The organism is uncultured Bacteroides sp., assembly GCF_910578895.1.
Classification (GTDB): Bacteria; Bacteroidota; Bacteroidia; order Bacteroidales; family Bacteroidaceae; genus Bacteroides.
In genome coordinates this window covers 1-13890 of sequence record NZ_CAJTSC010000070.1, presented here as the reverse complement: position 1 = coordinate 13890, position 13890 = coordinate 1, and the positions used below count along the sequence as shown (strand labels likewise).

Annotated in this window: 10 protein-coding genes; 1 reads left to right on the top strand and 9 read right to left on the bottom strand. The window is 50.7% G+C overall.

Translation table 11 applies throughout. The features are described from left to right. Nucleotides 1–237: 237 nt before the first annotated feature. A complete protein-coding gene (locus QZ327_RS13025; protein ID WP_294619968.1) occupies nucleotides 238–2643 on the top strand; it encodes a TonB-dependent receptor in 2406 nt (801 codons plus the stop codon). Between the two features lie 80 nt (nucleotides 2644–2723). On the opposite strand, the gene QZ327_RS13020 is transcribed toward QZ327_RS13025, so the two are convergent. The 9 genes from QZ327_RS13020 to QZ327_RS12980 form a co-directional block, all read right to left on the bottom strand. Beyond that, complete coding sequence (locus QZ327_RS13020; RefSeq protein WP_294619966.1) at nucleotides 2724–3983, bottom strand: cysteine desulfurase; 1260 nt, start codon at nucleotides 3981–3983, stop codon at nucleotides 2724–2726. A gap of 65 nt (nucleotides 3984–4048) precedes the next feature. Next, nucleotides 4049–5443 (bottom strand): Fe-S cluster assembly protein SufD, encoded by a 1395-nt coding sequence (gene sufD / locus QZ327_RS13015; protein ID WP_294619964.1) that lies wholly within the window; start codon nucleotides 5441–5443, stop codon nucleotides 4049–4051. Nucleotides 5444–5544: 101 nt separating this feature from the next. Continuing rightward, the gene (gene sufC / locus QZ327_RS13010; protein WP_294619962.1) at nucleotides 5545–6300 is read right to left on the bottom strand and encodes a Fe-S cluster assembly ATPase SufC; all 756 of its coding nucleotides are present in this window, start codon (nucleotides 6298–6300) and stop codon (nucleotides 5545–5547) included. A gap of 124 nt (nucleotides 6301–6424) precedes the next feature. After that, nucleotides 6425–7879 (bottom strand): Fe-S cluster assembly protein SufB, encoded by a 1455-nt coding sequence (sufB, locus tag QZ327_RS13005; RefSeq protein ID WP_294619960.1) that lies wholly within the window; start codon nucleotides 7877–7879, stop codon nucleotides 6425–6427. Further along, nucleotides 7879–8385 carry a CvpA family protein gene (locus tag QZ327_RS13000; RefSeq protein ID WP_294619958.1) on the bottom strand — a complete coding sequence of 169 codons (507 nt, stop codon included), beginning with the start codon at nucleotides 8383–8385 and terminating at the stop codon, nucleotides 7879–7881. Before QZ327_RS13000 ends, sufB begins: the two co-directional genes overlap by 1 nt. Nucleotides 8386–8508: 123 nt before the next feature. Further along, complete coding sequence (gene infB / locus QZ327_RS12995) at nucleotides 8509–11451, bottom strand: translation initiation factor IF-2 (RefSeq protein ID WP_294619956.1); 2943 nt, start codon at nucleotides 11449–11451, stop codon at nucleotides 8509–8511. A gap of 40 nt (nucleotides 11452–11491) precedes the next feature. Then, nucleotides 11492–12757: a transcription termination factor NusA gene (gene nusA / locus QZ327_RS12990; protein ID WP_294619954.1), complete on the bottom strand. Its 1266-nt coding sequence runs from the start codon at nucleotides 12755–12757 to the stop codon at nucleotides 11492–11494. Between the two features lie 4 nt (nucleotides 12758–12761). Then, nucleotides 12762–13229, bottom strand: coding sequence for a ribosome assembly cofactor RimP (gene rimP / locus QZ327_RS12985; RefSeq protein ID WP_294619953.1), 468 nt, complete (start codon nucleotides 13227–13229; stop codon nucleotides 12762–12764). Nucleotides 13230–13370: 141 nt separating this feature from the next. Then, nucleotides 13371–13634 carry a hypothetical protein gene (locus QZ327_RS12980; RefSeq protein WP_294619951.1) on the bottom strand — a complete coding sequence of 88 codons (264 nt, stop codon included), beginning with the start codon at nucleotides 13632–13634 and terminating at the stop codon, nucleotides 13371–13373. Nucleotides 13635–13890 lie beyond the last annotated feature (256 nt).

Sequence of the window (13890 nt, the reverse complement as noted above, 5' to 3'; positions counted from 1 at the left end):
CACCCTTCGGGACAGGAATTAAAAGCCGATACTTCCGTAAACACATACGCAAGAGCATCGGCTCTAACTTCTGTAACTTCTTTAACTCCTCTAACTCCTGTAAATGAAAGCCGCGGGGTTTGCCACCTAACAGGCAAAACGTTGCCAATAGAGTGGCAATACTTTGCCTGTTAAGTGGCAACGATTAAACTATTGCGGCTGATAATTGTCATATACAATGACAAAACACGCAAACCCATGAAAACACACGTATGCCTTCTGCTGATTTCCCTCGTCTATGCCTTCACGGCATTTGCCCAAAACAATAAAGAGACGGAGTCCGTCTCCCTGCGGTTCCTGAAACAACTGAACCTCTTCCCGCAAGAAAAAATCTATGTACATACCGACAAGCCGGGCTATGCGGCAGGAGACACCATCTGGCTTCGCGCACATCTGGTAGATGCGGCAACGCATATTCCTTCTCCCGTCAGCCGTTATGTGTATGTGGAGCTGGCAGACGGCTCCGACTCCATCTTCAACCGAATCAAGATAAGGGTGAACGACTCCATCTACCGGGGGCAAATACCGCTGGACCATTTAACCCCCCAAGGCCATTACACGCTAAGAGCCTATACCGGATTCATGAAGAACCTGCCGGAAGAATACCTGTTCAAGCATACGCTTTCCATCGTAAACCCTACATCCGGGTTCGGGGAAAGCGATAAACCCGGAACGGGAAAAAGAAGAGGACAGGAAGAGGGAAAAAAGGAAACGCCGCAACCGGAGGAAGCGCCGTTCGACGTCAAGTTCTTCCCGGAAGGGGGATACCTGCCTGCAGGCATTCCGTGGCGAGTGGCGTTCAAGGCAATCGGAAAGGATGGATGGCACGAGGAGATACAGGGAGCGATTAAGGATAAGGAAAGCGGAGAAATGGTGGCTACCCTGCCTGCCACGTATCTGGGAATGGGTTTTGTCACTTTCGTACCGGAAGCAGGAAGGCAATATGTGGCGGAGTGTACCGATTCGCAAAACCGCTTCCTGGAGTTTGAGTTGCCGCAGGCAACGCCGCAAGCGCAGGCAGTCACCGCCACTTGGCGCAAGAACTCGCTGATGATAGCCTTGTCACATCCCGTCACCGCTCCCCGCCGCCTGGTAGTGCAAAGCAGAGGAATCGTCTTTTACTCCGAACTATGGCAACCGAAACAACGGATACTGACATTCGATGCCCGGGAACTTCCCGCAGGAGTCATCCAGCTGTTGCTGCTTGATGAAGAGAACCGCCCTCTGAGCGAACGGTTGGTGTTCAACAAACATTACGAAGACGTGAAGATGGGCTTCGCCACAGACAAGCCGTCTTATGGGAAGCGGGAAGCGGTAAAAACGAAAATCACCCTGACGGACCACGAAGGCATGCCGCTGGAAGGAGATTTTTCCGTATCGGTCACAGACGATGCGTCCGTCAACACCCGTAACGGCTCCTCTATCCTCTCCTACCTGCTGCTGGCCTCGGAACTGAAAGGGACCATCGAATTTCCCGAAACCTATTTTGACATGTCGCGCAAAGAAGCCGACCGCGAATTGGACGTGTTGATGATGACACAAGGATGGAGAAGATACAATATACCCGGCATGCTTCAAGGACACTACGAACAGCCGTCCATACTACCGGAAAGGTATCAGGAGATTTCGGGAAAGGTATTCAGCGAGTTTAACTCAAAACCCCGTGCCGGCGCTCCGATATCACTAATCACCTTGGAGTATCCGTTTTCCGACGAAACCGTATCGGACTCTGCCGGGGTGTTCCGGTTTACCCATTTCGAATTTCCGGACAGCACCAACTTCATCGTCAAAGGAGTGAATAAAAAAGGGGGCGACCACAACGTAATGCTGGAACTGGACCGGGAGAGTTTCTATCCCTTCGGCAAGCAGCCATCCATAGAAGATTTATATAAGAAAAAGTCTGTCGCCGAAGCACAGGACACGGACCTGCCGGACAATAGCGGCATGCAGGCAATCCGCCTGGACGAGGTGGTCATCAAAGCCAAGCCGAAAGAGAAGCAGGGCAAGTCCATGTATCATTCCATCAACGGTTCGGTATACGATACGGAAAAGCTGATGCACCCCCGCCCCAACACGATGGCAGATATGCTGGCCCGCCTGCCGGGCATCATGGTAAGGGGCGGTTCCATCACCTTGCGAAGCAACACACCCTTGATATTGGTGGATGATGTGGAGATGGAATACGGGGCGGTCATGGACCTGCAACCCGACGATATAGCCGAAATAGAGCTGATGAAAGATGCTTCCGCCGCCATATTCGGTTCGAGAGGGGCAGGCGGGGCAATTCTAATCACTACAAAAACGGGGGACGGGAACTTCAAAATGCCGAGAAAGCCCAATGTAACCTCTATCCGTCCGTTGGGATATCAGATTCCCGCAGAGTTCTACTCGCCTAAGTACTCTCCTGCACAAGGGTCTGTGCCTGCCGGCCGGGACAACCGGAAAACGCTGTATTGGAATCCGTGTGTCAAACTCTCGAATGCGGGAGAAGGGCAGTTTGAGTTCTATACAGCAGACAAGCATACAAGCTATACGGTCATCATGCAAGGAGTGACGTATGACGGGAAAATCATCTTCAGGAAGGAACGGATTAATAGAAATTGAGGATGTGACAAGGCGCCGGCAACCGTATCATGCTGCAGCACCTTGGCACATCCTTAAGAGAGTCGCAAGAAGGCAAAGTCTCAGAACATCCTGCTGACACGCTCAATGCCTGCCGCCAACGCGTCTATCTCCTCTTTCGTATTATACAAGCCGAAGGAGGCACGCACCGTTCCTTCGATGCCGAGACGTTGCATCAGCGGCTGTGCGCAGTGGTGTCCCGTGCGCACGGCAATACCGAGACGGTCGAGCAAGGTGCCCATATCGAAATGATGGATATCGCCTACAAGAAAGGAAATGACACTGCCTTTCTCTTTCGCCTCGCCGAAGATGCGCATGCCGGGAATCTCTTTCAGGCGGCTCGTGGCATACGTGGTCAGTTCGTGCTCGTAGGCGGCAATATTCTCCATGCCGATGGCGGAGACGTAGTCCAGTGCCTTGGCAAGCCCGGTAGTACCCACGTAATCGGGCGTCCCTGCCTCGAACTTGAAAGGAAGCTCGTTGAAGGTGGTCCGCTCAAACGATACGTGCTGTATCATTTCGCCGCCACCCTGATAGGGCGGCATCTTGTCGAGCCACGACTCCTTGCCGTAAAGCACGCCCACACCGGTAGGTCCGTACACCTTATGGCCGGAGAACACGTAGAAATCGGCATCGAGGTCCTGCACATCCACCGGCATGTGGGGAATGGACTGGGCGCCGTCTACAAGCACGGGAACGCCTTGCCCGTGGGCAAACGCAATCATTTCCTTGACGGGATTTACCGTGCCCAGCACATTGGATACATGCGCTACGCTGACAATCTTGGTGCGTTCGGAGAAGAGTTGCTTGTACTCGTCCAACAGCAGTTCGCCGTTGTCGTTCATCGGAATGACCTTGATGGCAATGCCTTTCTTTGCCGCCAGCAATTGCCAGGGGACGATGTTGCTGTGATGTTCCATGACGGAGAGGATGACCTCGTCTCCCGCCTGCATGAACTCCTCGCCGAAGCTGGACACAAGCAGATTGATGCTTTCCGTTGTGCCGCGGGTAAAGATGATTTCATCCGTACTGCCGGCATTGATGAACTTCCGCACTGTCTCGCGGGATGCCTCGTGCAACTCCGTTGCCCGCTGGGAAAGGAAATGCACGCCACGGTGCACGTTGGCATTCACCGAATAGTATTCGTCCGTAATGGCGTCTACCACACAACGGGGTTTCTGGGTGGTGGCGCCGTTGTCCAGGTAAATGAGGGGTTTGCCGTATATCTTACGGGAAAGAATCGGAAAGTCGGAGAGCCTATCCCCCAACCCCTCCCCGACAGGGAGGGAGGAGAAGACGGCATTGCTGGTATCTTTATTCATAAATATGGGGTTGAATTAAAAGTTGGTTGGTCGGTCTCTCACCCCCTGCATATAGGGGAAAGGAGTTACTTGCAAATGGCACAGCCCTGGCATTTGTTCAGTTCGCCACGGAAGCGCTTCTCTACCAACAGGTGCAGACGGTCTTTCAGGGCATCGAGACGGATTGTATCGATTACCTCATTGACGAAAGCGAACATCAGCAGCAGACGGGCTTCACGCAGGGAAATGCCACGCTGCCGCATATAGAACAGGGCACTTTCATCGAGCTGTCCTACCGTGGCGCCATGGCTGCACTTTACGTCATCGGCATAGATTTCCAGTTGCGGCTGGGTATACATGCGTGCTTCGCGGGTGGCGCAAAGATTGCGGTTGGTTTGCTGCGAGCTTGTATGCTGTGCATCGGGACGTACCAATACCAAGCCGGCAAACGCACCGACAGACTGGTCATCGAGCACGTACTTGAAGAGTTCGTTACTGGTACAGCGGGGCACGGCATGGTCTATCGTAGTGTTATTGTCTACATGCTGGTTTTTATCGGTAATCGCCATGCCGCAAAGGTTCAGTTCGGCACCTTCGCCGGCAAGCGTCACCTCGGTTGTATTGCGGGTAGTGCCGTTGTGCAGCGTCATTCCATTCAGCAAGACATTGCTGTTGGCTTCTTGCTTGACGTACAGGTTGCTGATACGTACCGTAGCGGTATGCGTCTCTTCCAGTTCATAGAAATCGAAGGTGGCATTCTCGCCAATGAATGCCTCCACCACTTGCGTGGCAAGGAAATTCACATTGTCCATGGCGTGGTCGCATGCCAGCAGACGGGCTTGCGCACCCTCTTCCAGGATGATAAGCACACGGCGGTTCACCATGAAGTTGACATCGCCACGCAGGATATTCACCAACTGGATAGGTTTCTCCATCACTACATTCTTAGGAACATACAGCAACACACCGTCTTGGGCAAAGGCTGTATTGAATGCCGTCAATCCGTCTTTGGAAGTGTCCGCCAGCTTGCCGTAGTATTTCCTCACCAGCTCCGGATGCTGTTCCGACATATCCTTGAGACTACCGAACAGGACACCTTCGGGCAGTTTAGGAGACGGAGGGACGAGAGGGCGTGAAGACAAGGAATCCTTCTCCTTATCGCCCGGGCCCTTTATCCCCTTATAGAAAGCATCGTTCACCACAAAGTATAGCGAAGTGCTCATATTCGGCACATCGCACTTGAATACTTCGTAAGGATTGACGGGAATATCCAGCCGATTCAGGTTCAGGCCATAGTCTGGCTCAAAGAACTTGCTGACATCGGTATATTTATATTTCTCCGTTTTACAGGTAGGAAAGCCCAGCCGTTCGAAGTCGGCAAAGGCAGCGGCACGCGGAGCGTTCAGCACCTCGGCGCTATGACGGCATATCATCGCTTCCGTTTGGGAGAAAAGGTCTATGTATTGTTGTTCTACAGTCATGGTGTTTAATTTTGAATTTTGAATGGTGAATGGTGAAGTTTGAACTACCTTGCGGTGTAACAGCGCAGCCCATTCAAAATTCATAATTCACAATTCAAAATTTATAATTCCTCCGTTTCCTTCTTTATCCAGTCGAAACCGCGCGTTTCAATCTCCTTCGCCAGTTCAGGACCGCCGGTCTTTACGATGCGTCCGCCAAGCAGCACATGTACGGTGTCCGGCTTCAAATAGTCAAGCAGGCGTTGGTAGTGGGTGATAACCATTGCGCTGGTCTGGGGAGTTTTCAGTTTGTTGAAACCATCGGCAACAATGCGCAAAGCATCCACGTCAAGTCCGGAGTCCGTTTCATCGAGAATGGCGAAAGTCGGCTCCAGCATGGCCATCTGGAAGATTTCGTTGCGTTTCTTCTCGCCACCGCTGAAACCCTCGTTCACGCTGCGGTTGGCAAGTTTGTTGTCCAGCTCCACAATGGCACGTTTCTCACGCATCAGTTTCAGAAATTCACTGGCAGAGAGTGCAGGCAGATGGCGGTACTTGCGCTGCTCGTTGACCGCCGCACGCATGAAATTCACCATAGAAACGCCCGGTATCTCCACCGGTGTCTGAAATGAGAGGAAAACACCCTCGTGGGCACGGTCCTCGGGACTCATGGCAAGCAGGTCTTTACCGTTGAAGGTCACACTGCCTCGCGTCACCTCGTATGCAGGATGTCCCACCAGCACATTGCTCAGTGTGCTCTTTCCGGCTCCGTTCTGTCCCATCAGGGCATGCACCTCGCCATCGCGGATAGTGAGGTTGATGCCTTTTAATATCTCTTTGCCATTGATGCTGGCATGCAGGTCTTTTATCTCTAACATGATATTTAATTTTGAATGGTGAATGGTGAATTATGAAGTTTGAATTACCCTGCGGCGTAACAGCGCAGCCAATTCAAAATTCATAATTCAAAATTCATAATTTTATAATCCACAATTCCAACAATTATCCCACGCTTCCTTCAAGCGAGATAGCTAACAGTTTCTGGGCTTCTACGGCAAATTCCATGGGCAATTTGTTGAGCACTTCCTTTGCATAGCCGTTCACAATCAAACCTACCGCGTCTTCCGTGGAAATGCCACGCTGGTTGCAATAGAATATCTGGTCCTCACTAATCTTGCTGGTGGTTGCCTCGTGCTCTACAACGGCTGTCTCGTTATGGATATCCATGTAGGGGAAAGTATGCGCACCACACTTGTTGCCCAACAGCAGGGAGTCGCACTGGCTGTAATTACGGGCATTGTCCGCTTTCTGGGCCACACGCACCAAACCGCGGTAAGAATTCTCGCTCCGTCCGGCAGAGATACCTTTGCTGACGATGGTGCTGCGGGTATTCTTTCCAAGATGAATCATCTTCGTACCGGTATCCGCCTGCTGGTAGTTGTTGGTCACCGCCACACTGTAGAACTCTGCCGTAGAGTTGTCGCCGGAAAGAATGCAGGACGGATATTTCCAGGTGATTGCCGAACCGGTTTCCACCTGTGTCCACGACAACTTGCTGCCGATGCCCTTGCAGTGTCCGCGTTTCGTTACGAAGTTATAGACACCACCCTTGCCTTCGGCATCGCCCGGATACCAATTCTGCACGGTGCTGTACTTCACCTCCGCACGGTCGTGCACCACAATCTCCACAATGGCGGCATGCAACTGGTTTTCATCGCGCATCGGCGCCGTACATCCTTCCAGGTAGGAGACATACGAGTCATCGTCCGCCACAATCAGCGTTCTTTCAAACTGCCCGGTATTGCGGGCATTGATACGGAAGTAAGTGGAAAGCTCCATCGGGCAACGCACTCCTTTCGGGATATAAACGAAAGAACCGTCGGAGAAGACCGCCGAATTCAGTGCTGCAAAGAAGTTGTCACGATAACCCACCACAGAGCCCAGGTACTTCTGAACCAGATCGGGATGCTCGCGCACGGCTTCGCTGAACGAACAGAAAATAATCCCCTTCTCCATCAGCGTCTCCTTGAAAGTGGTCTTCACAGACACCGAGTCCATCACGGCATCCACTGCCATGCCGCTAAGCGCCATCTGCTCTTCCAGGGGGATGCCCAGTTTATTGAAGGTTTTGACCAGCTCCGGATCCACCTCATCCATACTTTTGGGTCCCTCTTTCTTCTTGGTAGGGTCGGCATAGTACGAGATAGCCTGATAATCTATTTCAGGGATACGGAGATGCGCCCATGTAGGCATCTCCAGCGTCAGCCAATGGCGGTACGCTTTCAGCCGGAACTCCAGCAACCACTCGGGTTCTCCTTTTTTCTCGGAAATCAGCCGCACCACATCTTCATTCAAGCCACGCTCAATGATGTCTGTGTGCACATCGGTGGTGAAGCCGTACTTGTACTTCTCCTGAGTGAGTTCCTTTACATATTTATTGGGTTCTTCTTGTTGCATTATTCATTCAATATATATTGTTCTGTAACATGCTTGGCTACGGGAAAGAATATTCCGGCAAACGACTGCATGGGATAGTATAACACCGACTCCTCCTTCTTTGTTTGACCGAGCAGCGTGTTGTCCGCATCTATAAACTCAATGACACCGACCAGCAGGCTCACTAATAAAAGAGACTTCAACGCCCCCAAGCCGGAGCCCAGCCAACGGTTCAGCCATCCGAGCGAAATCGCCTCCATCGCCTTTGTCAGCAACGAGGCTGTCAACGTAAAACACAGCGGTACGGCTATCCATATCACAACGAATGCCAAGAGCTGTGCCACCGTCATCGAATCGGTAACCTTAGAAAACACTTTTTCGGCCACAGAAGCGTACAGCGCCTTTGCCGCCAACAAGCCGGCAATCAGTCCCGACAGAGTGGCCAACTGTTTCACAAAGCCTTTCATGAAACCGACTACCGCTCCCGCACCAATCACGACCAATATGACTATATCTATGGTTGCCATACCTCTATAAATTGATAATGGATAACTGACAATTGACAATTTCTCATATCATCAACCATCAATTATCCATCATTTATAATTATAATTGTCAATCGCCAATTGTTAATTGCCAATCTTGAACTATCATAACGTTTGCTTTACTTCCACTTCTTCGTATGATTCGATGATATCGCCTACCTTGATATCGTTGCAGTTTGTCAGGCTGATACCGCACTCGAAGTTAGTACCTACCTCCTTCACATCATCCTTGAAGCGTTTCAGGGCATTGATGTTTCCGGTGAAGACAACGATACCGTCGCGGATAAGACGAGCCTTGTCGCTGCGTTTCACCTTTCCGGTCTTCACCATGGCACCGGCAACCAAGCCCACCTTGGTGATGTTGAACACCTCGCGTACTTCGATAGTAGCCGTAACCTGTTCCTTCAAAGTCGGCGCCAACATGCCCTCCATAGCGGCTTTCACCTCTTCAATGGCATCGTAGATGACAGAGTATTTGCGGATATCCACACCTTCCTGTTCCGCCAGTTTGGCGGCGGCACCCGAAGGACGCACCTGGAAACCGACGATAATCGCATCCGAAGCGGCAGCCAGCGATACATCCGACTCGGAAATCTGGCCGACACCCTTGTGGATAACGTTCACCTGCACCTGTTCGGTAGACAACTTGATTAACGAGTCGCTCAACGCTTCGACAGAACCGTCCACATCACCCTTCACGATGATGTTCAACTCGTGGAAGTCGCCCAATGCCAAACGACGGCCTACTTCATCCAGCGTCAGCATCTTCTGTGTGCGCAACCCTTGTTCGCGTTGCAACTGTTCGCGCTTGTTGGCAATCTCACGGGCTTCCTGTTCGGTCTCAATTACGTGGAACGTATCACCGGCAGCCGGCGCACCGTTCAAGCCCAGAATCAATGCCGGTTCCGAAGGACCAGCCTCTTTCATGCGCTGGTTGCGTTCGTTGAACATGGCTTTCACCTTACCGTAGCTTGTACCTGCCAGCACAATATCGCCCATTTTCAACGTACCGTTGGACACCAGTACCGTAGCTACATAACCACGGCCCTTATCCAATGAGGATTCGATGATGGAACCGGTGGCACGACGATCCGGATTTGCCTTCAAATCCAGCATTTCGGCTTCCAACAATACCTTCTCCATCAAATCGCTTACGCCGATACCTTTCTTGGCGGAAATATCCTGAGACTGGTACTTGCCACCCCATTCCTCAACAAGAAAGTTCATGGCAGCCAGTTCCTCTTTAATCTTATCGGGGTTGGCAGTCGGCTTATCAATCTTATTGATGGCAAACACGATAGGCACACCGGCAGCCATAGCATGGTTGATAGCCTCTTTGGTCTGCGGCATCACGTTGTCATCGGCAGCCACAATGATGATGGCGATGTCCGTAGCCTTCGCACCACGAGCACGCATGGCGGTAAACGCCTCATGTCCCGGAGTATCAAGGAACGTAATCTTACGTCCGTCTTCCAATGTCACGTGGTAGGCGCCGATGTGCTGCGTGATACCACCCGCTTCGCCGGCGATAACATTCGCCTTACGGATATAGTCGAGCAATGAGGTCTTACCGTGGTCTACGTGACCCATTACCGTTACAATCGGAGCACGAGGCTGCAAATCTTCTTCGGCATCCTCTTCCTCAACGATTGCCTGAGCCACTTCCGCACTTACATATTCCGTCTTGAAGCCGAATTCTTCCGCCACCAGGTTGATTGTCTCGGCATCCAGACGTTGGTTAATCGACACCATCATACCGATACTCATACAAGTAGCGATGACCTGCGTAACGGAGATATCCATCATGCTTGCCAACTCGTTGGCGGTCACAAATTCGGTCAGTTTCAGGATTTTGCTTTCCGCCATTTCCTGATTTTCCAGCTCCTGCATACGGTTGGATGCCAGGTCGCGCTTTTCCTTGCGGTATTTCGCTCCCTTGTTCTTGCCTTTGGAAGTCAGGCGTGCCAAGGTTTCCTTTACTTGCTTTGCCACGTCCTCCTCGCTTACTTCCTGCTTGATGACAGGTTTCTTAAAGCGGTCCTTGTTCTTGCCACCCTGCTGGTTGTTGCCGCCTTGCTGGCCGCCACCCTTCGGACGGTCGTTTCCGCCGCGTTGGAAGTTGGACGCATTATTAATGTCCACCTTCTCCTTATTGATGCGGACACGTTTCTTCTTGGCATTAGCATCGTTACCATCCTTCAAGTCTTTCATCTTGCCGTCGTCACGACGGATTTCCTTGATAATGGCTTCTTTCATCAGTTTCTTCTGATCCTGGCGTTGCTTTTCCTTTTCTTCACGCTCTTTGCGCTTTTCCTCTTTCGATTTCTTCTTGGGGCGCGTAGATTGGTTCAACGCAGCAAGGTCTATCTGTCCGATAACGTTAATCTTCGATACGAACTCAGGCTGATGTATTTTAAATATCTCTTCCTTATCTTCCGTACCCGGCGCTTCGGCCGCAACCGGTGTAGATTCCTCCTTGGGCACCGATACAGGTTCGGAAGCAACCGGCGCAGGTTCTTCTTCCACTACCGGAGCCGTTTCAACAACCGGAGCAGGCTCGGGCTGAGGTTCGGGAACCGGTTCCGGCTTCGGAGCCTCAACAACCGGTGCAGGTTCCTCTGCCTTGATTTCTTCAACAACCTTCTGTTCCGGTTCTGCTTCTTTCTCTTTTTCCACTGTATGTTTACGATTCAGTTTATCCAAATCAATTTTGCCGACAGGCTTGAACTTCGGACGTACATCTTCCGGAATCACAGCCTTAACAACCTCCTCGGCCTTCGGTTTCTCCTGTGCCTCCTTATCATAGCCGTCGATAGCCACCGACGCCTTATTGCGTTCTTTACTCTGGCGTTCCTGGATGAAACGTTCCGTTTTCAACTTCAGATCCTTATCTGTACTAAACTCTTTCACAAGCAGATCATACTGCTCATCGGTAATTTTCGTGTTGGGATTTGCCTCAATGGCATGTCCCTTCTTTTGCAAGAACTCAACTACCGTCGTGATTCCTACGTTTAAATCTCTTGTTACTTTATTTAACCTTATCGTCATAATTTAGTGATTAGTGATGAATGATTAGAGTGACTTATCACTAATCATTCTCTTCTTCAAACTCCGATTTCAAAATGCGCAATACCTCGTCCACCGTCTCCTCTTCCAAGTCGGTCTTTTCAATCAACATCTCGCGCGGAGCATTCAGCACAGCCTTGGCGGTGTCGATACCGATTGCCTTGATGGCATCAATCACCCAACCGTCAATCTCGTCGCGGAACTCATCCAAGTAGATGTCTTCGTCTTCTACCGTCTCATCCAACTCGCGGAATACATCAATAGTGTACTCAGTCAACATACTGGCAAGTTTGATGTTCAAACCGCCTTTACCGATAGCCAGCGACACCTCTTCCGGTTTCAGGAAAACTTCCGCCTTACGCTCTTCCTCGTTCAGACGGATGGAAGAGATTTTGGCAGGGCTGAGGGCACGCTGTATGAACAACTGGATATTCGACGTATAGTTGATAACATCGATATTTTCGTTGCGAAGCTCGCGGACAATACCATGAATGCGGCTACCCTTCACACCCACACAAGCGCCTACAGGGTCGATGCGGTCGTCGTAAGACTCAACGGCAATCTTGGCACGCTCGCCGGGGATACGGGCGATTTTCTTGATGGTAATCAGTCCGTCATTGATTTCGGGCACTTCCATTTCGAACAGACGTTGCAGGAAGACAGGCGACGTACGGCTCAGGATAATCTTCGGATTGTTATTCCTGTTGTCCACACGCGCCACTACGGCGCGTGCCGTCTCACCCTTGCGGTAGAAATCGCTCGGTATCTGTTCGGTCTTGGGCAACAGCAGTTCGTTGCCCTCGTCGTCGAGCAGCAGCATCTCCTTTTTCCAAATCTGGTAAACCTCTGCGTTGATAATGTTGCCTACCTTATCAATATATTTATTGTAAATACTGTCTTTTTCCAGTTCCAAAATCTTGGAAGCCAACGTCTGGCGCAAGTTCAGGATAGCACGGCGGCCGAACTTCGCAAAATTCACCTCGTCCGTCACTTCCTCTCCCTCCTCGTACGAAGCGTCAATCTTCCGGGCTTCGCTCAAAGAAATCTGCAGGTTCGGGTTCTCAAGGTCTTCATCTGCCACCACTTCACGGTTACGCCATATTTCGAAATCGCCCTTGTCCGGGTTCACAATAACATCGTAATTCTCATCCGTACCGAACATCTTTGCAATCACACTGCGGAACGACTCTTCGAGCACGCTCACCATAGTGGTTCTATCAATATTCTTCAGTTCTTTAAATTCCGAAAAGGTGTCTATCAAGCTGATAGTTTCTTCTTTCTTGGCCATAGTCTTATTTAAAACTAATTAAGTATTTAGTATATTTAATGTCTTCGTATGCGAAGGTCAGGTCCTCATCCACCATTTTAGGACGCTTGGCACCCTCTTCCTTCACTTTCTTTTGAATGGTAACCGTGAACCGCTCTTGGCCGGCGTCTTTCAGGATGCCGCAATGCTTGCGCCCGTCTTTCGCCAACACTTCCACATCCTTGCCTATGTGGTTAATGTATTGTTGCAGCACCTTAAACGGCTGCCCGATACCGGCAGAACCGACTTCCAGTTCGTAATCCTCCTCCTCGCGGTTGAGCCGGGATTCGATGTAGCGGCTCAGTTCCACGCAATCCTCAATCCAAACACCTTCCTTGTGGTCTATCTCCACCACAATCTTGTCATCCGGGCTGATTGTAACCTCCACCAGGAAGTAGTCTTTATCTTCCAGCCACTCGTCTACAAGCTGACAAACTGTTTTCTTTTCTATCATAGATTAACCATTAAGAACAAAAAAGAGGAGCTCAATCGCCCCTCCACCTTTCATCCGTTTCGGTTGCAAAGATATAAATAATCTGTTCGATTACAAAATAATAGAAGAAAAAAAGAATATTTAAGCATACGGCTCTTTCATTTAAGCACCACACTCATTTTTCAGAAGCGGATTTGGCGGATTCGGCGGATTACTTATTTGGCAGATAGAAATAAAATCCACTTTATCCGCCAAATCCTTGTCTGGAAGATAAAGACAAGCCTTGAATGAAAGAGCCGCGCATTTAAGTACGGCGCTTGCATATACGGGAAACGTACCCGCGCAAGCAGCCGGACGGATGCCGGAAACGAACCGGACACGGCGGTTGGCACGGGTGCAAAGTGAAGCGCCGCCCGTTCGTTTCACGACAAAAAGTCGGCAAAACAGCCCTTTTGCTTACTCCCCTCTCTGCCGCTTTCTGCCAAAACAGGAACATGCTGCATAAAGTGCGGATAGATATACCCTGATTTCCGATGGATATGCGTTGCTTATGCAAAAACCGGGTATTCCCGCTGTTGGATGCAAGTGTTTCCGGCGTTGGATACAGGTGTTTCAGCCGACAGACACTAACATCTGTCGTGATAGACATTAATGCCGCTCATGACAGACATTAATGTCTATC